The 22,865-nt window shown below is 38.7% G+C and carries 22 protein-coding genes; 14 read left to right on the top strand and 8 right to left on the bottom strand.

Annotated elements, in window-relative coordinates; genetic code table 11:
• The 9 genes from AC07YT_RS04355 (at position 1) to AC07YT_RS04315 (ending at position 7,711) form a co-directional block, all read left to right on the top strand.
• Positions 1 to 612: a hypothetical protein gene (locus tag AC07YT_RS04355; protein ID WP_086548437.1), complete on the top strand. Its 612-nt coding sequence runs from the start codon at positions 1 to 3 to the stop codon at positions 610 to 612.
• Positions 613 to 670: 58 nt separating this feature from the next.
• Positions 671 to 1,345, top strand: a complete 675-nt coding sequence (gene trmD / locus AC07YT_RS04350; protein ID WP_086548436.1) for a tRNA (guanosine(37)-N1)-methyltransferase TrmD — start codon at positions 671 to 673, stop codon at positions 1,343 to 1,345.
• 62 nt (positions 1,346 to 1,407) lie between these two features.
• Positions 1,408 to 2,043, top strand: coding sequence for a response regulator (locus tag AC07YT_RS04345; RefSeq protein WP_086548435.1), 636 nt, complete (start codon positions 1,408 to 1,410; stop codon positions 2,041 to 2,043).
• On the top strand, positions 2,021 to 3,802 hold the full coding sequence (locus AC07YT_RS04340; protein ID WP_086548434.1) for a sensor histidine kinase: 1,782 nt from the start codon (positions 2,021 to 2,023) through the stop codon (positions 3,800 to 3,802). Before AC07YT_RS04345 ends, AC07YT_RS04340 begins: the two co-directional genes overlap by 23 nt.
• A 119-nt stretch (positions 3,803 to 3,921) precedes the next feature.
• A complete protein-coding gene (locus AC07YT_RS04335; RefSeq protein WP_494945180.1) occupies positions 3,922 to 4,875 on the top strand; it encodes a WG repeat-containing protein in 954 nt (317 codons plus the stop codon).
• A 29-nt stretch (positions 4,876 to 4,904) separates the two neighbouring features.
• A complete protein-coding gene (locus AC07YT_RS04330) occupies positions 4,905 to 5,387 on the top strand; it encodes a hypothetical protein (protein WP_086548432.1) in 483 nt (160 codons plus the stop codon).
• Positions 5,388 to 5,436: 49 nt separating this feature from the next.
• Complete coding sequence (locus AC07YT_RS04325) at positions 5,437 to 5,886, top strand: hypothetical protein (protein ID WP_494945179.1); 450 nt, start codon at positions 5,437 to 5,439, stop codon at positions 5,884 to 5,886.
• Positions 5,887 to 6,117: 231 nt separating this feature from the next.
• The gene (rplS, locus tag AC07YT_RS04320) at positions 6,118 to 6,465 is read left to right on the top strand and encodes a 50S ribosomal protein L19 (protein WP_057930964.1); all 348 of its coding nucleotides are present in this window, start codon (positions 6,118 to 6,120) and stop codon (positions 6,463 to 6,465) included.
• Positions 6,466 to 6,535: 70 nt separating this feature from the next.
• Entirely contained in the window at positions 6,536 to 7,711 is a 1,176-nt protein-coding gene (locus AC07YT_RS04315) for a mechanosensitive ion channel family protein (protein ID WP_086548431.1), read from the top strand.
• 179 nt (positions 7,712 to 7,890) lie between these two features.
• Here AC07YT_RS04315 and AC07YT_RS04310 read toward each other — a convergent pair whose 3' ends face one another.
• The 3 genes from AC07YT_RS04310 to AC07YT_RS04300 form a co-directional block, all read right to left on the bottom strand.
• Positions 7,891 to 8,550, bottom strand: coding sequence for a phosphatidylserine decarboxylase family protein (locus tag AC07YT_RS04310; protein WP_086548430.1), 660 nt, complete (start codon positions 8,548 to 8,550; stop codon positions 7,891 to 7,893).
• Between the two features lie 55 nt (positions 8,551 to 8,605).
• Positions 8,606 to 9,148, bottom strand: a complete 543-nt coding sequence (hpt, locus tag AC07YT_RS04305; RefSeq protein WP_086548429.1) for a hypoxanthine phosphoribosyltransferase — start codon at positions 9,146 to 9,148, stop codon at positions 8,606 to 8,608.
• A gap of 112 nt (positions 9,149 to 9,260) precedes the next feature.
• Positions 9,261 to 11,420: a transglycosylase domain-containing protein gene (locus AC07YT_RS04300; protein WP_086548428.1), complete on the bottom strand. Its 2,160-nt coding sequence runs from the start codon at positions 11,418 to 11,420 to the stop codon at positions 9,261 to 9,263.
• A 131-nt stretch (positions 11,421 to 11,551) separates the two neighbouring features.
• On the opposite strand from AC07YT_RS04300, the gene AC07YT_RS04295 reads away from it, so the two are divergent.
• Genes AC07YT_RS04295 through AC07YT_RS04285 form a run of 3 tightly spaced genes read left to right on the top strand, consistent with a single transcriptional unit; the run spans position 11,552 to position 13,597 of the window.
• Positions 11,552 to 12,628, top strand: coding sequence for an Mrp/NBP35 family ATP-binding protein (locus AC07YT_RS04295; RefSeq protein WP_086548427.1), 1,077 nt, complete (start codon positions 11,552 to 11,554; stop codon positions 12,626 to 12,628).
• A 34-nt stretch (positions 12,629 to 12,662) separates the two neighbouring features.
• Complete coding sequence (locus AC07YT_RS04290) at positions 12,663 to 12,908, top strand: NifU family protein (protein WP_025141622.1); 246 nt, start codon at positions 12,663 to 12,665, stop codon at positions 12,906 to 12,908.
• Positions 12,909 to 12,961: 53 nt separating this feature from the next.
• Positions 12,962 to 13,597, top strand: a complete 636-nt coding sequence (locus AC07YT_RS04285; RefSeq protein ID WP_086548426.1) for a peptidase associated/transthyretin-like domain-containing protein — start codon at positions 12,962 to 12,964, stop codon at positions 13,595 to 13,597.
• Positions 13,598 to 13,810: 213 nt separating this feature from the next.
• Here AC07YT_RS04285 and def read toward each other — a convergent pair whose 3' ends face one another.
• The 4 genes from def to AC07YT_RS04265 all read right to left on the bottom strand — a co-directional run bounded on the left by def (position 13,811) and on the right by AC07YT_RS04265 (position 18,502).
• Entirely contained in the window at positions 13,811 to 14,371 is a 561-nt protein-coding gene (gene def / locus AC07YT_RS04280; RefSeq protein WP_086548425.1) for a peptide deformylase, read from the bottom strand.
• Between the two features lie 148 nt (positions 14,372 to 14,519).
• On the bottom strand, positions 14,520 to 15,752 hold the full coding sequence (locus tag AC07YT_RS04275; RefSeq protein ID WP_086548424.1) for a M16 family metallopeptidase: 1,233 nt from the start codon (positions 15,750 to 15,752) through the stop codon (positions 14,520 to 14,522).
• Positions 15,753 to 15,778: 26 nt separating this feature from the next.
• Positions 15,779 to 16,231, bottom strand: a complete 453-nt coding sequence (locus AC07YT_RS04270) for a hypothetical protein (protein WP_086548423.1) — start codon at positions 16,229 to 16,231, stop codon at positions 15,779 to 15,781.
• Between the two features lie 120 nt (positions 16,232 to 16,351).
• Entirely contained in the window at positions 16,352 to 18,502 is a 2,151-nt protein-coding gene (locus AC07YT_RS04265) for a S9 family peptidase (RefSeq protein WP_086548422.1), read from the bottom strand.
• Positions 18,503 to 18,780: 278 nt separating this feature from the next.
• On the opposite strand from AC07YT_RS04265, the gene proB reads away from it, so the two are divergent.
• Both proB and AC07YT_RS04255 read left to right on the top strand, forming a co-directional pair.
• On the top strand, positions 18,781 to 19,860 hold the full coding sequence (proB, locus tag AC07YT_RS04260; RefSeq protein ID WP_086548421.1) for a glutamate 5-kinase: 1,080 nt from the start codon (positions 18,781 to 18,783) through the stop codon (positions 19,858 to 19,860).
• A 48-nt stretch (positions 19,861 to 19,908) separates the two neighbouring features.
• Positions 19,909 to 21,156 (top strand): glutamate-5-semialdehyde dehydrogenase, encoded by a 1,248-nt coding sequence (locus AC07YT_RS04255; protein ID WP_086548420.1) that lies wholly within the window; start codon positions 19,909 to 19,911, stop codon positions 21,154 to 21,156.
• A gap of 176 nt (positions 21,157 to 21,332) precedes the next feature.
• On the opposite strand, the gene AC07YT_RS04250 is transcribed toward AC07YT_RS04255, so the two are convergent.
• Positions 21,333 to 22,715 carry an MBL fold metallo-hydrolase RNA specificity domain-containing protein gene (locus AC07YT_RS04250; RefSeq protein ID WP_086548419.1) on the bottom strand — a complete coding sequence of 461 codons (1,383 nt, stop codon included), beginning with the start codon at positions 22,713 to 22,715 and terminating at the stop codon, positions 21,333 to 21,335.
• Between the last annotated feature and the right edge of the window lie 150 nt (positions 22,716 to 22,865).

Raw genomic sequence — 22,865 nt, 5'->3', positions numbered from 1 at the left:
ATGAGGTATTTACTGATCATCGCAGTGTTTCTTTTTTTCGCCTGTAATCAAACAAAACAAAATGATCAGGCCGGAAATAAAACGACTTTAAATAAGGCACGAAAGATCACCCAAAAAGATTCGATTCAAAAAGTGGCTTCCATAGTGTTAAGCGCTCTAAAAGCAAAAGATTACAGCCGTTTCGCATCGTGTTTCCATCCTGTTGAAGGCGTACGCTTTTCGCCATACGGTTTTATAGATTTTACGCATAAACAAATCCTGGCCAAAGATTTTTTGGAGGCCATTGATAAACATTGGATATTAACCTGGGGACATTACGATGGATCAGGAGAAGCAATTAAGCTGCGGGTTAAGCCTTATATCGACCGTTATATTTACAATGCCGATTATTTAGCTGCCGAGAAAAAAGACTACGATGCTTTTATTGGTAATGGCAATTCGATCAATAACCTCAAAGAAATTTATCCTCAACTTCACTTTACCGAATATTATTTCAGTGGTTTCGATCAAAAATACAATGGTTTAGACTGGAGCAGTTTGAGGCTTGTTTTTAAAAAATATGAGAATGGTTATTACTTAGTTGCTGTAATACACGATCAGTGGACAACTTAGTAATCGCAAAATTTTACTTCGGACTAAAGACTTCAGACTAAAGACTTACCTTTGCACCATGCGTTTCGATATTATCACAGTTTTGCCCGCTTTATTAGAAAGTCCGTTTGCTCATTCTATTTTGCAACGTGCGCAAAAAAAAGGCATAGCCGAAATTGTTGTTCATAACCTGAGGGATTATGCCACCAACAAACAAAAAAGTGTAGACGATTACCAATATGGCGGCGGTAGCGGTATGGTGATGAGTATTGAGCCATTTGCGGCCTGTATTGAAAAACTGCAGGCGGAAAGAGCATACGATGAAATTATTTTCATGAGCCCGGATGGTGTTACTTTAAACCAGAGCACAGCCAACGAACTTTCCATTAAAAAAAACATCATTATTTTGTGCGGCCACTATAAGGGCATAGATCAGCGTATACGGGATATCTTTGTAACGAGGGAGATATCGGTTGGGGATTATGTTTTGAGTGGCGGAGAGCTGCCTGCTGCAATTGTGGTAGATGCTGTTGTGCGTTTAATCCCAGGGGTTTTAAATGATGAAACTTCTGCCCTATCTGATAGTTTTCAGGGAGAACTGCTTGATGCACCGGTTTATACCCGTCCGGCAGACTGGCGTGGGCATAAAGTGCCTGATGTTTTATTAAGCGGCCACGAGGCTAAAGTGAATGAATGGAGACACGAACAGGCCCTGGAGCGAACTAAAACGCGCCGTCCTGATCTTTTAGAGTAAATTTCCTTGTAAATAATAAAGGTAAATTCTATTTTAGGAGAAAAGCTTCTAGTCCCGATCATATGCCCAAACAGATTGTTATTTGTGATGACCATTTACTTTTTTTAAATGGCATTTCCGAATTGCTTAAAAATACGGGGAATAACTACGACATTTTTAAATTTAGTGATGCGCATTCTTGCAGAAACCATTTAATGCAAAACCATGCTGATGTGTTCATCTGTGATCTAAATATTAACCACTTTGATGGGTTTGTATTGATTGAAGAACTCAAACTTCAGCTGAAAAACACCAAAATAATTGTACTCACTGCTTATTACGAGGATTTTCTGATTCAAAAGGCAAAGAAATTGGGTGTAAATGCTTTCCTGAAAAAAGAAACACCTGCCGAGGAGCTGATCAGTATTATCGAATCAAACAAAAACAGGGAGTTTTATACCAATAAGATTTATAAAAAAGGCGAGAGTGTATACAGTGCCATTGATGGTTCAATCGTTAATAAATTCCGGATATCTAAACAGGAGAAAGAGATTATTAAGTTAATCATCAAAGGATTAACCAGTAAGGAAATTGCTGAAGTACTGTTTATCAGCATCACCACCGTAACTACCCATCGGAAGAATATCCACCGGAAGCTGGAAATTAATAACAGTAGTTCGCTCATTAAATTTGCTCATGAGAATAATCTACTTGATTAGCTTTCTGCTATTCCCGCTATTCTCCCGGGCACAAACCACAAGCAAATCAGTATCGGTAGTTTCCAGCTATGCCGTAGACCAAAACTCATCGTGGACGATCGACCTTCTTCAGCAACAAAAATTTCATGCATTTAAGCAAAACGACAAAATTAACATCGGCTACAACAGAGATGCAGCGGTATGGTGCAGGTTCATTGTAAAAAATGTAAACACTTCACAAAGCACAAAAACATGGCTATGTTTTAACAATAACCATATCGATAGCCTGAGCCTTTATGATGGTAAAGTAATTAAAACCATTGGTGATAGGACGGTTGGCAAAAGCCCTTTTATCGAAACCCTGGCATTCGAGCTTAATCTGCAGCCAAACGAAGAAAGGTTAGTCTGGGTTAGGGTTAAAAAAGTGACCTCCTATTTAGATTTTTCCTACAGCCTTGAAAATCAGGATTACCTTGAAGCTAAGTCATCAAGAAAAACAGCGCTGACTTCCTTTTTTATTGGCATCGTCTTTTTGCTGCTCATGATCAATGCAATATTATTTTTGATGACGAAGGACAGGCTGTATGTTTATTACATTGGCTATTCCATATTAACTGCATTTTACACGGCAATTACAACCAACTTTGCCAAGCATGTTTTATTTCCGGAGTTTAGGTTTTTTAGCGAGGGCCGGGTTTACACCGGGGCACTTTGGTACATTGCCCTGAGTATTTTCCTTGGACATTTTTTAAAGCTCAAAGAAAATCAGCCCGTTAAGCATAAATTAATTATAGCACTCGGAGGCATAAACTTTTTGCTGATTTTAATTTCGGTTTCGTTATTGGTGCTTTATAAAGATGTTGAGTTCCGTTACTTTTTTGTGCTGGGCTACATCATATTCCTGGCTTCAATATTCATACTTTTCTGGTCGGCAGTGGCACACCTAAAAATAGAAAAAACCCAGGCCGTTTACGCGCTTCTTGCCTTTGTTCCGCAACTTGTTTGGGGCGCATGTTTAATTTTAAAAACATTTGAAATTATTCCACAATCACTGGGCGATAACTGGATGTTATTTATCAGTCTCTATGAGGTATTTTTATTCGGATACATTTTATCGAGAAATTATATCGATATTTTTTTGAAGAACAACGAGCTGATGCAGGAGGTTATATTCGAAAAGGAAAGCTCATTAAGGGCCATTAGTGAAGTTCAGCTCCGTGAGCGGAGAAATATCGCCAATATCATTCACGACAATGTAGGGAGTAAGATCGCGCACATTATCCACCTCTTCGACATGAGAAATGTTGGACTTGCCAAACAAACCATAAATGAACTGGCTGAAGACATCAGAGAGATATCTCATAAAATACTGCCAAAAGCACTTGATGAAGGGGCATTGGTGTCAAGTCTGCAAAGCCAGATTTCAAGTTTAAATGCGGGTTTAACAGATGCAAAAATTGAGCTTTTTTGTTATGATTTTCCTGATAAAATTGATGAAAAATGGATTTATGATGTATACCTTATCACCCTGGAGGTAATAAACAATGCCATTAAACATGGTAATGCGGAGTTAATTACCATCGAGCTTTATAAATATCCCAAAAACTACCATTTTCAATTTACCGATGATGGGCTCGGCTTCGATCTGCAGAAAACAAGTAAAGGTTTTGGCCTCGAAAACATCGAAAAGCGGGTGAATTATTACAAGGGTAATTTCGAAATCAGTAGCGTTAAAAACGAAGGCACGATTATTCAGATCAATATCCCATCCCATCGCTAAACTTTAGCCGTTTCAGTAAATTCTGTATCTGTAAATATACCCTTTACTGGGTATTCCTGCCGGCGTATCTTTCATATACTTTAGCTTAACAAATTAATCCATCCTCTAAATTAATGAAAATGAGACAATTAATCGCTACAGCATTGCTGTGTACACTGGGTATTACAGGTTATGCACAAAATTTAAAATCCAAACGAAACGATAAAGGCAAATACGGATTTATAGACAGAACCGGAAAGGAAGTTGTTCCTTTTACTTACGATGAGGTTGGCTATAGTTTTAAAGAAGGCATAATAAACGTTAAACTGAATGGAAAACATGGTTTCATCGATGAAAGCGGAAAAGTAGTTATCCCATTAATATATGAGGATAGCCGAAGTTTCGAGGAAGGTTTGATTGCTGTTAAACAAAATGGAAAATTTGGTTTTATCGATAAAACAGGTAAAGTAATCATTCCTTTTAAATACGATAACGCTACTTATTTTAAAGAAGGTTTTGGTAAGGTTGAACTAAATGGGAAAGAAGGTTATATCGATAAAACAGGTAAAGAAATCACAGCCATAAAATACGATGTTGCCTTTGATTTTTATGGAGGATTTGCCTGGGTAAGATTAAACGATAAATATGGTTTTGTTGACCCGGCAGGCAAGGAAATTACAGCCCTAAAGTATGAGGGCGTAAATTCTTTTAAAGATGGTTTTGCGGGTGTTAAGCTAAAAGACAAATGGGCTTTTATAGATAAAACAGGTAAAGAAATTACCAAATTTAAATACGACTATGTTAAAGATTTTTCGGACGGGGTTGCGCCGGTTGAACGGAATAAAGTTTATGGCGCCATTGACAAAAACGGGAATGAAATTATTCCTTTTAAATACAGGTTTATCAGCGACTTTGAGGGGGGCTTAGCCAAAGCCGGGCTTAATGGAAAAGAAGGTTTTATCAGTAAAACAGGCGAAGAAGTGATTCCAATAAAGTATGATGCGGTTGGTGAATTTAAAAATGGGGCAGCCATTTTTAGGTTAAATGGCAGATGGGGCTCGATGGATAAAACAGGAAAAGAAATTACACAATAACGCTTTATTTCACTAAAAATAAAATAGATATGAAAAATATAATATTGCTATTGTTTTTATTTCAGGGAACCGTAGCCTTTAGTCAGATAAAATTTGAGAATAAAAAGCTGGCCCTCATTTACGATGTGTATTACAAAACGACAAGGGGAAACGTCGACTCGTTTATGAAGGATAAAGGGTTTAAAAAGGGAGAGGTAGACAAAGGTTATGATGATGACACCAATGAAATATTTACCTTTAGTTCGCAGTTCGATTTGGTTGGTGTGAATTACAACAAACAAAATAAAACCACAGGAGTAAGTTGCATTTATGCTGGCGCACCAAATAATGTTTTTATCGAGATGGAGCTAAAAGATAAAGGATACAAAGCTAAAGTGATTAAAGAAGATGTTGACGGGGAAACAATAACCACGAGTGTATGGAGCATAAAGGGATCTAAACTTAATTTTGTAACCTCGGCTAATGAAAAAGATAAATCGGGTACCGTAGGCTACGGCGTCTATGAAGAATAAGGCTAAGTAATGAAACTCAAAGGAGCGGAAAAACAGTTCTGGTGGCATTTTGGGCAAATTACCGAAGCGAAAAAACATTCCTGCTGAGCTGCCTGGTTTTACCAGCATCGATTCGTTGGTTGATGATGAGTATTTGGCCATGCTTTTTGCAAAAGTTTCGGTTATGGGGAGCGTTTATCTGAAAGAAACGAGGGTAACCGATGAGGGCGTGAAATTGATCAGCACGGTTAAGCAGCTTAAGCATTTAACGCTCATGAAACATGAAAATATTACTAAAGCGTGCCTGCCCTATCTGAACAAACTAACCGATTTGGAATACCTTGATATCTGGAGAACTAAAATCAGGTTAGAAGATATATGGGTTTTAAAAGATTTAAAAAACCTTAAAGAACTGCATATATCCCCTCACGATGAAGGAGTAGAAGAAAGCCGGGATACTATTTTGGAAAAAATTATTAAAGCAGAAGAAACATTGCCCAACTGTGCCATACACACATAAACGAGCAGTGGGTAAATAATTTAGCGCAGAATATTATTGGCTAAATTTCGCAATAAGCTGGCGAATAAGTGCCCTGCTGACCTTTTGGAATAGAAGCATTTAACACAATCGAATGTGGAATTCATAAAGATTGTGGAAAAAATTAAAATAGGTTTTTTTATATGAAAAAAAATCCCTAATATTGCAATCCGATTTTCAAGGTAAAGAAAGTTGGTTTAATAGCTTAAAATCATGGATTTAGTAAAATTTGTTGAAGAGCAGGCCATCGCGAAAAAAGATTTTCCTGCGTTCAAGTCTGGCGATACAGTGAGCGTACACTATAAAATTCGCGAAGGTAATAAAGAACGTGTTCAAATTTACCAAGGTGTTGTAATACAACGTAACAGTGCAGGTGCTAATGAAACCTTCACCGTTCGTAAAATGAGCAACGGCGTTGGTGTTGAGCGTATTTTCCCTTTTAGTTCTCCAAACATTGAGAAAGTAGAAGTGAATAGCTATGGTAAAGTTCGTAGAGCGAAATTGTTCTATTTACGTGCTTTAACTGGTAAAGCTGCTCGTATCAAATCTTTGAGAAAATAATACTCTTTATTATAAGATATAGCCTTCACGATTAATTTCGTGGAGGTTTTTTTGTTTGTACCTTTGTTAAATGTTAGATTCTGCTTTTTTCGACCAAGTTTTTTGGGGTAACACCGTAAAAGCCTATTTCCTTTTCGGAGGGATACTTTTTTTAGGCTTAGTTTTCAAAAATATTGTTTCTAAGCTGTTAAGCAGGTTGCTGTTTAAGCTTTTTAAAAACTTTTCCAATCAATCGCATAACGATGCTTTCGTTGCCTTACTGGTAAAACCTATTGAGGTTTTTATTCTGTTAACTACACTTTATCTTTCCATCAACCAGTTAAAACATCCCTTAGAGGTAGCTGTATTCCATTATAGCAAATTAATTGGTAAGGTTAAAGAATTAATACCCGTAACCATTGGAGATTGTGTCGACCGGATATTTTTGTTTGGGATCATCCTGTCTGTTTTTTGGATTATTTTAAGGATAATCGACTTCATTAGTCACGTTTTGTTATATAAAGCTTCGCTTACCGATAATAAGGCCGACGATCAATTGGTTCCCTTTTTAAAGGAACTGTTTAAAACAATCGTAATCTTTATCGGTTTTTTCACCCTTCTGGGTTTTGTTTTCGAGGTTAATGTATTGACGCTGATTACCGGATTGGGTATTGGTGGTATTGCCATTGCTTTGGCCGCTAAAGAGAGTTTAGAGAACTTAATAGGTTCGTTCACCATCTTTTTAGATAAACCATTTACCGTTGGCGACCTGGTAAAGGTTGACGGTGTGGAAGGCACGGTTGAAAAGGTTGGTTTCAGGAGTACAAGGATCAGAACTTCCGAAAAAACCATGGCTACGATCCCCAATAGAGGGATGATTGATGGTGTTTTAGAAAATCTTTCACTAAGAAACTCGCGGAAAGTATCTTTTATTATCGGTCTTACCTACGAAACCAATTCAGCTTCACTCAGAAAAATCATTAGCGAAATAGAAAGTTACATCAACAGTCATCAGGGTACCAGTGATGATGGCAATGCTTCATTTAAAAGCTTTGGCGACTCTGGTTTGAATGTAGAAGTTAACTATTTTGTAACAGTGTTGGAATATGCCGAATTCCTTAAAATCAGGCAGGAAATCAATCTGGAAATTATGGATATCGTTATCCGGAATAAATCAGATTTCGCCTACCCTACTCAGCGTTTAATTAGCGATAGACCAGCTCCTGCAGGCACGAACGAAGAGGTGGGTAATGATGCTACTGATTAAAATCTATCAGGTCTGATCCCGTGGTCTGTTCCTCCACAGACCACCGCTTTAATTAATGAAAGTGCTATAAGTATGGCCATGTTGGGCTAATAAAGAAATTACTTTTTTGGAAAGCAAGGTAAAAACAAAAAAGCCGATTTAGCATTCACTAAACCGGCTTTTTTTAAAATATTGTATCCTTAACTTAAAGTCGCCAGGGTAGTGATACCACCCTTTACAACCTGGTTAAGTTCTACGTTCACTTTTGTGCCTACAGGCAAAAATACATCAACCCTCGATCCGAATTTAATGAAACCGAATTGTTCAGCTTGTACCACCTGATCTCCTTCTTTTACATACCATACAATTCTACGGGCAAGAGCGCCGGCAATTTGACGGAACAATACAGGCGTACCATTTTTATGTTCTACGACAGTTGTCGTGCGTTCGTTCTCCGTTGAGGATTTTGGATTCCATGCAGCCAGATATTTTCCCGGGTGATATTTGAAGAACTTCACCACACCCGAAATCGGATTACGGTTAATGTGAACATTTATTGGCGACATAAAAATCGAAACCTGTAAACGTTTATCTTTAAAATATTCACCTTCTTCTGTTTCTTCTATTACGACAACTTTACCATCTGCCGGGCAGATCACCAGGTTTTCGCCTGAAGAAAAGCTGCGGCTCGGGTTGCGGAAAAACTGCAACACAATAATAAATAATGCAGCTGAAAAAATGTAAATGAACCAGCGTAACCAGGTGATGTCGTGATATTTATAATCGACTACCGCGTTGATTACGAAGATAAACAAGATGCTTAAGGCAATGGTGGTGTAGCCTTCTTTATGTATGGTCATTGTTTTAGAAATTATTGGGCAAAGGTGCGAAAAATAAATTAATCCAATCTAAAAATTATGCGCCCGTTGCTCTGTAAATATCTGTCAGGTTTCTACCCAGGCCATTATAATCCAGTCCGTAGCCCACTACAAACTCGTTAGGTATTTCAAAACCAACGTATTCCAGTTCTTCAATTTCATATTTTAAAGCACTTGGCTTAAGTAAAAGCGAAGCTACTTTAACCGAAGCCGGATTTTTTTCTTTTATCGTTTTTAAAATATGCGTTAAGGTTAGGCCTGTATCAACAATATCTTCCACTATGATAATATCTCTGTCTTCAATGTTATCTGGCAGTCCGATTAATTCTTTTACATTTCCCGAGCTCGCTGTTCCTTCGTAGGAAGCCACACGCATAAAAGCAACTTCGCAGGGCACATCAATTTCTTTGATCAGGTCGGCCATAAACAGGAAACTGCCATTTAGCACACCAATAAACAAGGGGCATTTGCCCTCGTAGTCAACGTTCATCTGGATGCCCAGCAAACGGATCCTTTTGTTTAAGGTGTCATTCTCTAAAAATATCTCGAACTCTTTATCCTCTACTTTTATTTTGTGCATTTGTGATGTAAGGTTATTGTTAATTGTCTTATTGTTGAATTGCTGAGATCAACTTGATTTGGTTAATTGTTTAATCCTTTGATTCAACTGCGGACTGCCAATCGCCAATTGGTTACTGCTGCGCCTTCTCCAGTTCCTTTTGTCTTCTTCGTTCTTCCCTTCGCTCCTGCCTTAGCTGTTTTTTGGTTTTACCCGTATCAGCTGGGTTGCTTATCTGTTTGCTGGAAGTATCTTTTTTAGATCCACCACCAAAAATACGATCGAATAAACTTTTGTTTTTATCCTGTACAATTACCGGTGGCAAGCCATCTTCATCATCATCGAATACAGTTGTGTCAATAACAGCTGTATCAGGTGCTAAATACCGGCGTAAACCTTCTCTTAAACGGACGTTATAAAAGCCATAACCCGAAGTATCACTTGCAACCAGACCTCTTCTTGCCATGATATTTCCCATGAACCTGAAGTAGTTGAACATGTAAGGTTTCAAACTGCCATCGGCCATGAATTTGTACATAGATGCTTTGGGCTTAGGTACAATACTCGCCAGGAATAATCCATCACCGATGGTTAAATCGGCAGGTTGTTTTCCGAAATAATAGCGCGAAGCCTCACCTATTCCATAAATATTCTGACCAAGTTCCATAATGTTGAAATATACCTCCAGCATCCGTTGCTTGCTTACCAGGTGATTGTGTTCGATAAGCCAAACAATTAAAATTTCTTCAGCTTTACGGGCCAATGTTTTTTGACGGCTTAAATAAACGTTTTTAACCAGCTGCATACTGATGGTACTGCCACCGCGTTTAAATTTCTTTTCTTTAAAGTTTACGGCGATAGATTTACGGATCGATTCTTCAACAAAACCATTATGTGTAAAAAATGAAGGATCTTCTGCCGTTAAAACCGCATTGATAAAGTTTTTAGATATCGACGATAAAGGGGTAAAATTTGAGTTTGATGGCCCTATGGTAATATCGCGCATCGGTTTGCCATACTCGTAAGGTGTATAAACAAACGGACTGTTGATTTTTTGCAGATTGGTTTTGCCCCATTGTACAATTTTGAAATTAACCGGTGTTAATGTAGAGCTAAAACGGACACTATCTGGTATTTTAGTGTCTAAATAAAAATTCAGGTTATATTTAACCTTACCCTGTACTTTTAAGCCTTCAAGCGATTCGAACAAACCTTGCGGAAAAGCATCTAAAACCCCTTGTGCGTCCTGCTCTTCGGCATTTAGTTTTAATTCATATATTTTATTCTTTCCTAAAGTATATTTAACAAAAGGATGGATCTGTGCATTTTTGAGGTAAGCCGTTGAAGTGCTGTCTAAAGCAATGTAATTAGGTCCCACTAAAATATCGGCATCCAGTTTTGCGTTTTGGACAATGATATCGTTTGACGCAATGCGGGGCTGATTAATCAACATGTTTTTAACCGACCATGAGCCTGAAATCTTATAATCATCACCACTGTATTTCGCATTTTTTAACTCGGTTTGCAAAGTATCAAAACTGATTTTTGCGTGGAGTTTGTTATTGAGGTAAGGTAATTCCAGCTTTTTTCCATCGGCATAAGCCGTAAAGCTTAATTCTTTGCTTCCTGGGTTTACATAACCATCTACATGCCAGGTAGATTCATGACCATTCACATCAATGGTTGATTTTAGGTCACCGCCATCAATTGTGGCAGTAGTTGCAAAACTCAATTTGGCTGTATCATGGTCGTTTAATTTAAAAACCATGTTTTTTACGTCCATATCATCAGGGATTTTATATAAAACCTGATTTAAAATGTTACTGGCTATTTCTGGTAAATTGGCTTTTGCATTGGTTTGGGTACTGTCTTTTTTCTTTCTTTTTAAGATGAAATCGATGTTTGTGGTAGAATCTTTAAGCACTACGCTTACAAAACCATTGTTCAGTTTTACTTCTGAGAGTTTTACTTTACCAAAAATAAGCGGGAATAGTTTTACGCCTACACTGAGTTCCCCAATATTTGAAAGGGTATCTCTGTCTTTCGGAACAACAGAAATATTGGTCATTTTTACGGTGCTGAGTCCGGTAAAACCAGCCGATCCGATTTTAACCTCCAAACCATAATCCTTGTCGGCTTTAGCAATTGCTTTGGCCACCATTTTTTTAAGAAGTGCTTCCCTTTTGCTATAGGCAACTGCACCTAAAGCAATACAAACAACTAAAAAAACACCTAAAACCCAGGCTCCGATTTTTAAATATTTTTTGGGGATCTTAATTTTTGGTATTCGCATATAGTCGTTAAAATGGTTAATTGCTTAAACGTAACAATTAAATGTTTATTTCGTGTTAAAATTACAGTTAAAAAGCCTAAATAAAAGTATTTGTGGCTATGTTTTGTTAATTTTGAATTTAAATTAATACCATGCAGATTAGCCCGCAACAAGTTTTAGATGCGCTTAAAAATGTCGAAGATCCCGATCTTAAAAAAGATCTGGTTACTTTAAACATGATTAAAGATTTACAGATTACCGATAACCAGGTCAATTTTACATTAGAGCTTACTACACCGGCATGTCCGATGAAGGAAATGCTAAAAAATGCCTGTACAAATGCCATCAAACATTTTGTATCGCCAACGGCAGAAGTAATCATAAATGTAACTTCGAGGGTTACCCAGCCAAGTAATTCATCATCGTTAGATAACATCAAAAACATCATTTTGGTTTCATCCGGAAAAGGAGGCGTTGGTAAATCTACGGTAGCGAGTAATCTGGCTGTAGTATTGGCTAAAGATGGTGCCAAGGTGGGCCTTATCGATGCCGATATTTATGGGCCATCTGTACCAACCATGTTCGATCTGGTTGATGCCAAGCCAGGTGCGGAAGAAACGGCTGATGGTAAAACGAAAATTTTACCAATCGAAAAATACGGGATCAAGTTATTATCCTTAGGTTTTTTTGCCGATCCGGGGCAGCCAGTGCCATGGCGCGGACCAATGGCATCGAATGCGGTAAAACAATTGTTTAACGATACCAACTGGGGTGAGCTGGATTATCTGATTGTAGATCTTCCACCGGGAACTGGCGATATTCACATCACCATTACGCAGAGTTTCCCGATTTCAGGGGCGGTTGTGGTTACTACACCTCAGCAGGTTGCCCTGGCCGATACGCACAAAGGTTTAGCGATGTTCAGGATGCCAGGGATTAATATCCCGATTTTAGGTGTTATTGAAAACATGTCGTATTTTACACCAGCAGAATTGCCGGATAATAAATATTATATCTTCGGAAAAGGTGGTGGTACTGAACTTGCTGCACGTTTTGATGTGCCATTTTTAGGCGAAATTCCAATTATCCAGAGCATTTCGGAGGCTGGAGATCAAGGCAAACCGGTAGCATTGAACCAAAATCCTTTGCTGGATGTGATATTTGGCGATATTGCAAGTAAAATTGCACAGCAAATATCCATCAACAATGCGCAAATGGTGAATTGCTAAAAAATTACTATTTTTATAAATTAAAATATATATAATGAATTTAACAGAACAAGTAGAACAGGCATTAGAAACTATTAGGCCGTATTTAAAGGCTGATGGAGGTGATGTTTCTGTTGAAGAAATTACATCTGAAGGAACAGTAAAGCTTAAACTTTTAGGCAACTGCGGTTCTTGCCCGATGAGTTTCATGACTATGAAATCTGGTATCGAACAAGCCATTATGAAAGCTGTTCCTCAGATCACTTCAGTAGTTGCCGTTAACATGGCCGAGCAAGAATAAGCTTTAACACTATTTAACAAGGAAGTTTTATTAATAAAATTACTTTTGTCTTAATGAGATATTGTGTTGCCCTAATTTGCCTTATTTTTTCTGTTACCGCTTTTGCACAACAAAAGCCGGCACAGGATAAACTCATCCAATTTTCTGGGATTATTACCGATATCGACAGCTCAAATGTTATTCCTTACGTTACCATCACCAACCTTTCTGCGAAGAGTAAAAGGGTTGGTGCCGATTATAGAGGGTATTTTACCTTCATTGTAAAGCCTGGTGATACCATCTTGTTCACCGCTATTGGTTACAAAAAGTTTTCTACGGTAATTCCTGAAAGCACACCGGATAGCAAGTACACCATAATGGTTAAACTGAAAGCCAACGTGATCGATTTACCATCGGTGCGTGTTTTTCCATGGGCAACAACAGAAGAATTTACCCGCGAGTTTTTATCAATGAAACTGGCGGATGATGATATGGCCATAGCCAAAAAGAACCTTTCACGTTCATCAATTGATGGGTTGATCCAAACCTTACCACGCGATGGACAGGAAATCGGCAGCCAAAACTATCGGTATAATTTCGATAGGATGATCAATAAGAATATGGTGCAAACCAATCCCCTGCTTAATCCTTTCGCCTGGGGCAAGCTAATGCAGCAGATTTTTGATGGCGATAAGAGCCGGACGAATTAGTCGGGAGTCTGGAGTTCGGATTTTTGCGCGGAGAAGACTCCGAGTTACTCAATCATTACAATGATTTATTAAGATATTCGTCATCCTGAATTTATTTCAGGATCTATGCTGTTATAAAGATCGGGAAACATTTCAGGATGACGCCTGCGTCAATTGCACAAATAAAAAAAGGGAAAACGTTTCCATTTTCCCCCTAACATCTTACATCAAAACTTATCTTTTTTTGCTTTTATTCGGAAACTTCATTTTGTAATCTGTTTTGATATTTCCTTTCGAAATCGCATCCAGTTTACTTTTGAGCATCGTTTTACGGAGCACGCTTACCTTATCGGTAAATAATTTTCCTTCAATATGATCGTACTCGTGCTGGATTACGCGTGCCGCCATTCCATCTACATCCTCGGTATGCTCTACCCAGTTTTCATCAAAATAAGTAATCTTCACATTCGGCTTGCGCATAATGTTTTCGCGGATATCTGGAATACTTAAGCAGCCTTCGTTAAAACTCCAGGCCTCTCCTGTTTCTTCCAAAATTTCTGCGTTGATAAATACTTTTTTATAACCTGGTTTGCCATCTTCGTCTTCGCCTGTGTCTACAATAAACAAACGGATAGGTAAACCAACTTGAGGAGCAGCCAGGCCCACACCATTTGCATAATACATGGTGTCGAACATGTCGCTGATTAATTGTTTTAATTCAGGATAATCTTTATCAATATCGGTTCCTACCTTTTTTAAGACAGGATCGCCGTAAGCTACTATTGGTAATTTCATTGTATTATATTTATGTCGTCCGTCATTGCGAGGTACGAAGCAATCTTAATGCGCCAGAGTAACTAGCGATCGTTGTAGGATTGCTTCGTGCCTCGCAATGACGAAAAAGTCAAGCAATGCAAAAGCATTATTTTTACAAAAATAAGAATTATTCCTCTATTGGGCAGAAAGTAAAGATATTCAGTTGCTCAATATTTAAAATCTCATCGGTAACTTCTGCCATTTGCTTGGTGGTAACGGCATTTATTTTCTCAAAAACAGTTTCCAGAGAATCAATTTTGTTGTGATCGATGAGGCTTTTAGCCATTGAAATGATTAAACCAATCCTGTTTTCTTCTCCTAAAGCAATCTGTCCGATAAATTTGTTTTTTGCTTTTTGTAGCTGTAATTCATTTAAAGGATGTTCCCTTAGCTTTTTAATCTCTTTAAAGATTAAAGAGAGTGCTTTAGCTTGTTTTTCTTTATCGGTGCCGAAATAAATCGAAAAAATGCCGGTATCGCTTAATGGCGAAAAATTAGATTCGATGGTATATGCAATTCCATGCCGCTCTCTGATCTGTAGATTTAGTACCGAACTCATTCCGTTGCCGCCGAAATAATTATTCAACAGCATTAATGGCACCTTTTGCGATTGGTGCGTAGAATAGGCCTGTGTGCCTAAAATGCAGTGCGCCTGCGTAATTGGCTTATAAATAGTGGTATTGCTTTGCGCAATTATGCCTGGTTTAATCCTTTCTCCGTTTGGATTATTCTCTTCAACATCAGCGAAATGTTTGCTTCCTTTATTTACCACACTATTTAAGGTGTAATTGCCTAAAACGGCCACTACAATTTCGTTTGTGCGGTAATTGGCTTTCCTGAAATTGATGACATCTGCTCTGGTAAAATGCTGAACGGATTCGGTTGTGCCCAAAATATTGTTGCCCAATGCATGGCCAGCGAAAAGCATGTCCTCAAAATCGTCATTAATAGCCTCTTCCGGTTGATCCAGATAAGAAGAAATCTCATCCAGGATTACACTTTTTTCTTTATCCATTTCCTCTTCCGGGAAAGTGGAGTGAAACAGGATATCGTTGAAAAGATCTAATGTTCTGTCTAAATATGGATTTAAAAAAGAAGCATGCACACAGGTATATTCTTTCGTGGTATAAGCATTTAAGTCTGCCCCAACACTCTCCAGGCGGTTTAAAATCTGGTTGGTGCTCCGTTTTTCGGTACGCTTAAAAATCAAATGCTCAATAAAGTGTGCTAAACCCGCTTTGTTTTCAGGTTCATCGCGCGATCCTGTGTTGACGATAATGCAGGCGTGAGATATGGCAGAGGCCGCGGGCACATGCAATAAGCGTATGCCGTTTGGCAAAGTGTGAACATTGTATTCCATTGAGGGGCAAAGATAAGGCTAATTGCTTACAAAGACTCGGTATCGGGGTATTGCAATTGTAAAGCGGAAATCAATTTATCTTTAGTTGGCCTCTTGAGTATCAAAAAAATAAAATTAGCAACGCCAAATATTAAAAAGAATGAATTATGGGTCATAAAAAAACCAACAATGTTGAAAAGTGCGCCTCCTTCCAGTAAAGCCGAACTAATGATAAATGCACTTTGGTACATATTAATTTTTATGTCGGCAGGCGCAGCTTTATCAATTTTAGCGATTAAATTTCTGTAAAAAAAGATACTCGCCGAGATGGTAATTAACCCCATAATCGGAAATATTGGATTAAAAGGCGAAGTGGTTTTAGGGTTCGCATCAAAAAACATGATTTCGCGGTTGAGAAAAATGGTTACCAATGCAAAGAGGAAAACCCCCGAGCATAAAGCAAGATGGATAGTTTGTAGTGTTTTTAGTTTGGTGTTCATTGTGGATTTTAGCTTAATTTAAATTTTAAAAGATAATCGTCATTCCCGCGCAGGCGGGAATCTTAAAGCGGGTTGCATTAAGATTCCCAATCAAGTTGGGAATGACGGATTTATGGAAAATTATTTCGTTATCCCTTCTAGCGAGAATAAAAACGCCCAGCGTAACGATACATCTTTCAAATAATCGAAACGGCCTGATGCGCCGCCATGACCAAATTCCATATTGGTTTTTAGCAATAATACATTTTTATCAGTTTTTGTGGCCCTTAATTTGGCCACCCATTTGGCCGGCTCGAAATATTGTACCTGGCTATCGTGTAAGCCTGTCGTAACCAGCATATTCGGGTAAGCTTTTTTCTCTACATTTTCATAAGGAGAATAGCTTTTCATATAATCGTAAGCTGCTTTTTGTTTCGGATTGCCCCATTCGTCAAATTCATTGGTCGTTAGCGGAATGCTTTCATCCAACATGGTATTAATTACGTCTACAAAAGGAACATCGGCAATTATGCCATTCCATAAATCGGGCGCCATATTGGCTACTGCACCCATCAACAAACCACCAGCGCTACCACCGTGTGCATATAAATGGCCTTTTGAAGTATATTTCTGATCAACGAGGTATTCCCCTGCCGAAATAAAATCGGTGAAAGTGTTTTTCTTTTTCATCAGTTTACCATCTTCATACCATTGACGTCCCATTTCTTGTCCACCACGAATATTGGCAATAGCGAAAACAAAGCCACGGTTTAACAAACTCAACCTAGGTGAAGAGAAATTTGCATCCGTGCTCGATCCGTAAGATCCATAGGCATAAAGGAGTAATGGAGCATTGCTGTTCTTTTTGAAGCCTTTTTTATAAACCAAGGCAATCGGTATTTTTGTGCCATCTTTTGCCGTAGCGAAAACACGTTCAGTTGCGTAATCTTTTGGATCGTAGCCGCCAACAACTTCCTGCTGTTTCATTAGCTTTTTATCCTTTTTCTCCAGATCGTAATCGTAAACCGAATTTGGCGTAGTTAGAGAGGTATAGGAATAACGTAATGTTTTACTGTTGTACTCGGGGTTCGCACCAACGCCAGCCGCATAAACAGGTTCATCGAACTTAATATAATAATCGCTGCCATCTTTTTTCAGTACACGCAGTTCGGTTAAGCCGTTTTTACGCTCTGATAACACCAAATGATCTTTAAATTCCTCTCCATATTCGAGTAAAACATCCTTTCGGTTAGGAATAACTTCTTTCCAGTTTTCTTTTTCTGTTTTATCCAGCGGGCACTGCATCAGGCGGAAATTTTTAGCATTCCAGTTCGTAACGATGTAAAACTTATCATCTACCGTTAAAATATCGTATAAAACATCGTTTGAGCGGGGCGAAAATACTTTAAAGGCTGCTTCCGGATGATCGGCATCAATCATTCTGTATTCAGTAGTTAATGTTCCTTGTGAGGCAATGAAAATAAAACGGCCATTTTTTGATTTCATCACACCGATATAGTTGCTGTTGTCTTTTTCATCATAAACCACTACATCTGTTTTAGCATCGGTACCCAGCGTGTGTTTTTTGATTTTTTCGCTTAAGAGGGTAACCGGATTTTTTGAGGTATAGAAAAGCGTTTTATTATCATTCGCCCATGCTACCCCACCTTCGGTGTTGGTAATGGCATCTTTCAGGATTTCACCGGTTTCTAAATTTTTAACATTAATGGTGTATTGGCGGCGTGAAACCTGATCTACGCCAAAGGCCAAAAGTTTATTGTCGGGACTAACATTAAATCCGGTTGCGCTGTAATAGGCATGGCCTTTTGCCAGTTTATCAACATCCAAGAGTATTTCCTCCGCGGCAGATAAACTCCCTTTTTTACGGCAATATTTAAAATATTGTTGTCCGTCTTCAGTTCTGGTATAATAGAAATAGCCATTTTTGAAAACAGGAACAGATTCATCTTTTTCTTTAATCCTACCTTTCATTTCTTTAAACAGATCAGCCTGAAATTGATCCGTACTTTTCATCATTGTGTTCAGGTAGGTGTTTTCGGCTTTTAGATAATCGACAACTTTTGTACTATCGGGACCTTTTTTAAAATAATCGATCATCCAATAATAATTATCTACTACGGTATCGCCGTGTATAACTCTTTGGTGCGGAATAATTTCTGCTACCGGAGCTTTGGCATCGGGCCACTTAATCGCTTTCATTTCTTTCTTTTGAGGGTTATTACAAGCCGTAATTGCACTAAGCACAATTAAGCCAGGTAAGATACGTTTCATAGGCGGTTTGAATTTAGGTTGAATGCAATTTAATCATTTAGTTCAATAGTTCATTAGGCATTAGTTCAATGGTTCATTTGTCATTGGTTCATTAGTGCGGAAAGGGTTAATCGTTTAATTGACGCCTAACCCCAAACGCTTCACACCATACCCCAAACGCTTCACACCATACGCCAAACCCATTGCCATTTTTGTAAAAATCCATTATGCCTATAGATAATGATCTGAATTAGAAAAATTGATGGTAAATTGCCACATCAAATCGTTTGAAAATAATAATGAAATTAGGGTACAAAAAAATAGTTGTTAAAGTTGGTTCGAATGTAATTACACAAGCGAATGGGTTGCCTGATGAAGGAAGAATTAAACACCTTGTAAATCAACTGGCCGACATTAAAAAGCAGGGTATTGAGGTTATTTTGGTTTCTTCCGGAGCAGTGGCATCGGGCAGAAGTTTGATCAAAGTTTCCGAAAAACAAGATGCCGTAACTACCCGACAACTACTGGCGGCCATTGGTCAGGTAAAACTGATTAATACCTACGCTAATTTTTTTGCAGCACATGCGATACAATGTGCACAGGTTTTGGTTACCAAAGAAGATTTCCGTGACCGGGCACATTATTTAAACATGAAAAACTGTCTGCAGATTTTGCTTCAAAATGAGGTAATTCCTGTGGTAAATGAGAATGATGTGGTTTCGGTTACCGAGCTGATGTTCACCGATAACGATGAATTGGCGGGCCTAATTGCTTCGATGTTAAATGCCGACGCTTTGATTATCCTATCGAACGTAAACGGCATCTACAATGGTGATCCCAAAGTGGAAGGATCGGCGGTTATTGAAGAAATTAATGGTTCGGTTGCTAATCTGGCCTCTTTTATCCAAACCGGTAAATCGCAATTTGGCCGCGGCGGAATGATTACCAAATCGACCATGGCGCAAAAAGTGGCTAAACTGGGCATCACGGTTCATATTGCCAACGGGACGAAAGACAATGTGCTGACTTCTTTGTTAAATAACGAATTGGTGCATACACGCTTTGTGCCCGAAAAAAGCAAATCTGGCAAGAAAAAATGGATTGCCCATTCTGAAACTGCTGCAACGGGCGTTGTGAAATTAAATGATGGCGCAAAAACGGTATTAACTTCCAGCAAAGCAACCAGCTTACTACCGGTTGGGATTATCGAAATCCAGACAGACTTTTTAAAAGGCGATATTATTAAAATTGTTGATGAAAAAAACAACCTGATCGGACTGGGAATCGCTGAATATGGATCGGATAAAGCCAGAGAAAGAATCGGGCAGAAGAAACAAAAAGCGCTGGTGCATTACGATTATTTTTACTCGGCTATTTAATAAAATCATACGTCATCCTGAACTTGTTTCAGGATCTTAAATAAACCAATGGATTATAAACAATACTTCGAAAAAGCACAACAGGCTAGTCGTACCTTAATTAGCCTGAGCAAAGAAACAACAGATGCTGTTTTAACAGCGCTGGCTGCTGCTTTAGTGGCCAATACTGAATTAATTCTTGCTGAAAACGGCAAGGATTTAGCTAAAATGCCTATCGAAGACCCCAAATACGACAGATTAAAGCTAAGTAGAGAACGTATAGCTGATATTGCAAATGACCTTAAAAATGTTGCCGGCTTAAGCAGTCCATTGGGTAAAATTATTTCGGATAAAACGCTGGAGAACCAGCTTCATATACAAAAAGTAAGTGTACCGTTAGGTGTGGTTGGAGTAATTTACGAAGCCCGTCCAAATGTTACGGCCGATGTATTCTCGCTTTGTTTTAAAACCGGAAATGTTGCTGTGCTCAAAGGCGGCAGTGATGCGGAGTTTTCAAATTTAGCCATTGCGAAAGTAATTCATGGGGTGTTGGATAAAAACGGAATCAATGCTGATATTTTAACGCTTTTACCTGCAGAACGCGCAGCAACCGAAGCTTTATTAAATGCAAGAGGTTTTGTTGATGTTTTAATTCCGCGAGGAAGCCAATCTTTAATTAATTACGTACGCGAAAACAGTAAAATCCCTGTTATTGAAACCGGAGCCGGAATTGTGCATACTTATTTTGATGAAACTGGTGATTTGGAGAAAGGCAAAGCGATTATTTTTAATGCCAAAACCAGAAGGGTAAGTGTATGCAATTCTTTAGATTGTGTGCTGATTAATCAAAACCGGCTTACTGATTTGCCTGCGCTTTTATCGCCTTTGGCCGATGGAAATGTAGAACTGTATGCTGATGAAAAAAGTTATGAAGCACTAAAAGTTTCTTATCCTGCGCAACTGTTAAATCAGGCTTCGCCAGAACACTTTGGTACAGAGTTTTTATCTTTAAAATTAGCCGTTAAAATCGTAGCTGATTTAACTGAAGCTTTAAACCACATTGCCGATTATAGCTCTAAACATAGCGAAGCCATTATTTCTGAAGACGCCGATAATATTGCTCAATTTTTAAATGAAGTAGATGCCGCTGCCGTGTATGCCAACGCCTCTACCGGATTTACAGATGGTGCACAGTTTGGCCTTGGTGCCGAAATTGGCATTAGTACGCAAAAACTTCATGCCCGTGGTCCGATGGGATTAGAAGAATTAACCAGTTATAAGTGGGTGGTAAGAGGTGACGGGCAAGTAAGGGGTTAATGATGGAAAATGTAAGAGTGCTGATGTGAGATGTTTGGGTTGATACAAGCCTTGTTATTCTGATTGCAGTGAAGATCTGTTTTGTTGATGGTTTATTAGCCGTGATGGCCATCAACGATGAACCACAAGACCATAAACTGTCAAGAAAAACCATCATCACCAATGAACAATTGAGCCTACAACTCAAAAACCGCCCCTCTTTCAGGCACTTCTACATTAAAACCCTCTTCCTGTAAAGCTGCTGACAGGCTCTGCAAGCTTTTATCTTCGCCATGAACCAAAAAAACCTTTTTAGGCTGCCCCGTTTGTTTAATGGTTTTCACTAAGTCGTTGTGATCGCCATGGCCACTAAGCAGATCGGTTTGGCGTATTGTTGCATAAACCATCATTTCTCGATCTTTAATGCGCACTATCGGCGCTCCGCTTAATAACTTATATCCAAGTGTTCCCTTAGCACAATAGCCGATAAAAAGAATAGTACAGTAGTAGTTCTGGATGTTGTAATAGAGGTGATCCTGAATCCGTCCGCCTTCTAACATACCCGCAGAAGAAATAATAATGCAGGGATCGAAATAATTGGAAACATCTTTACTTTCTTTCATAGTTTGAACGTAAGCCAGGTGCTCAAATTCGAACTCATCGCCCATGGTTTGGTAAAAATCCTTCGCCTCCTGATTTACCAGGTTGTGGTGTTTCCGGTAAACCTCTGTAGCTTGAATAGCCATTGGGCTATCTACAAAAATCTGGATAGGTGGTAATAGCTTTTTGGTGAAAATCTGATTCAGTGCAAATACCAGCGATTGCGTACGGCCAATACTAAATGCTGGAATAATCAATCGACCAGGACTTTTAATACAGGCTTCGGTAATTTCCTGAACCAACCTTTCTTCTAACGTTTGATCTTTGGTGTGCATTCTCCCGCCATAAGTTGCTTCGCTAATCAGATAATCAACCTCTGGCAAGGGCTCTGGGTTAACCAAAACCGGATAGTTCTCTCTTCCGATATCGCCTGTAAAAGCAATTTTCTTCTCCAGACCATTATCATTTACGGTTAAAATAGCAGCAGCAGCACCAAGCAAATGGCCAACTGGCACAAATGTTAGACTGATATCGCCATTGATTTTGAAGGGCTTGTTAAAGGCAATGGTTACAAAACGGTCTATTGTATCCATCACGTGTTTGTGCAGGTACAAAGGTTTTGGCCCGCTAAAATTGCCACGTTTAGTTCTGGGTTTTCGGCCTGCTTTCCTTAAGAAAAGTTCAACAGAATCGAATAATAGTATCGAAGTAAGGTCGGCGGTTGGGGGTGTACAGAGTACCTGGCCGTCGAAACCTAATCGAACCAGCGTAGGTAAATTTCCAGAGTGATCGATATGGGCATGGGTTAAAATGACGAGGTTAATGCTTGCCGGATCGAATGGGAATTGTTGATTTTCTTCCTGGTAGGTTTCTTTCTCGTAATCTAATCCGCAATCTATCAGTATTTTATAATGTCCAACTTCGAGCAGGTGCATACTTCCTGTTACCTGTTGTGCTGCTCCCCAAAACGTTAACTTCATCTTCTTATCTGTACAGTAAATTCTATAGCCGTAAAGTAATATAAATGATGGGATTTTTAAACAATCAGGCGTAATTTTTTAATTATAGAATATTCAAGGGCATTCTATTACGGATGTTGGTTTTCATCAGGAAGCTCAGGTTGACTGCAA

Source organism: Pedobacter sp. GW460-11-11-14-TSB4, assembly GCF_059423705.1.
The sequence above is the reverse complement of the archived record's forward strand: the minus strand, read 5'-3'. Positions and strand labels throughout refer to the sequence as shown.

Excerpts from the sequence above, each read along its gene's own strand:
- AC07YT_RS04290 (WP_025141622.1), top strand. The coding sequence starts at position 12,663 with ATGAATTTAACAGAACAAGTAGAACAGGCATTAGAAACTATTAGGCCG.
- AC07YT_RS04335 (WP_494945180.1), top strand. The coding sequence starts at position 3,922 with ATGAGACAATTAATCGCTACAGCATTGCTGTGTACACTGGGTATTACA.
- AC07YT_RS04285 (WP_086548426.1), top strand. The coding sequence starts at position 12,962 with ATGAGATATTGTGTTGCCCTAATTTGCCTTATTTTTTCTGTTACCGCT.
- AC07YT_RS04345 (WP_086548435.1), top strand. The coding sequence starts at position 1,408 with ATGCCCAAACAGATTGTTATTTGTGATGACCATTTACTTTTTTTAAAT.
- rplS (WP_057930964.1), top strand. The coding sequence starts at position 6,118 with ATGGATTTAGTAAAATTTGTTGAAGAGCAGGCCATCGCGAAAAAAGAT.
- AC07YT_RS04270 (WP_086548423.1), bottom strand. The coding sequence starts at position 16,231 with ATGAACACCAAACTAAAAACACTACAAACTATCCATCTTGCTTTATGC.
- AC07YT_RS04255 (WP_086548420.1), top strand. The coding sequence starts at position 19,909 with ATGGATTATAAACAATACTTCGAAAAAGCACAACAGGCTAGTCGTACC.
- trmD (WP_086548436.1), top strand. The coding sequence starts at position 671 with ATGCGTTTCGATATTATCACAGTTTTGCCCGCTTTATTAGAAAGTCCG.
- AC07YT_RS04330 (WP_086548432.1), top strand. The coding sequence starts at position 4,905 with ATGAAAAATATAATATTGCTATTGTTTTTATTTCAGGGAACCGTAGCC.
- AC07YT_RS04310 (WP_086548430.1), bottom strand. The coding sequence starts at position 8,550 with ATGACCATACATAAAGAAGGCTACACCACCATTGCCTTAAGCATCTTG.
- AC07YT_RS04315 (WP_086548431.1), top strand. The coding sequence starts at position 6,536 with ATGTTAGATTCTGCTTTTTTCGACCAAGTTTTTTGGGGTAACACCGTA.
- AC07YT_RS04275 (WP_086548424.1), bottom strand. The coding sequence starts at position 15,752 with ATGGAATACAATGTTCACACTTTGCCAAACGGCATACGCTTATTGCAT.
- AC07YT_RS04340 (WP_086548434.1), top strand. The coding sequence starts at position 2,021 with ATGAGAATAATCTACTTGATTAGCTTTCTGCTATTCCCGCTATTCTCC.
- AC07YT_RS04265 (WP_086548422.1), bottom strand. The coding sequence starts at position 18,502 with ATGAAACGTATCTTACCTGGCTTAATTGTGCTTAGTGCAATTACGGCT.
- AC07YT_RS04250 (WP_086548419.1), bottom strand. The coding sequence starts at position 22,715 with ATGAAGTTAACGTTTTGGGGAGCAGCACAACAGGTAACAGGAAGTATG.
- proB (WP_086548421.1), top strand. The coding sequence starts at position 18,781 with ATGAAATTAGGGTACAAAAAAATAGTTGTTAAAGTTGGTTCGAATGTA.
- AC07YT_RS04295 (WP_086548427.1), top strand. The coding sequence starts at position 11,552 with ATGCAGATTAGCCCGCAACAAGTTTTAGATGCGCTTAAAAATGTCGAA.
- def (WP_086548425.1), bottom strand. The coding sequence starts at position 14,371 with ATGAAATTACCAATAGTAGCTTACGGCGATCCTGTCTTAAAAAAGGTA.
- hpt (WP_086548429.1), bottom strand. The coding sequence starts at position 9,148 with ATGCACAAAATAAAAGTAGAGGATAAAGAGTTCGAGATATTTTTAGAG.
- AC07YT_RS04300 (WP_086548428.1), bottom strand. The coding sequence starts at position 11,420 with ATGCGAATACCAAAAATTAAGATCCCCAAAAAATATTTAAAAATCGGA.
- AC07YT_RS04355 (WP_086548437.1), top strand. The coding sequence starts at position 1 with ATGAGGTATTTACTGATCATCGCAGTGTTTCTTTTTTTCGCCTGTAAT.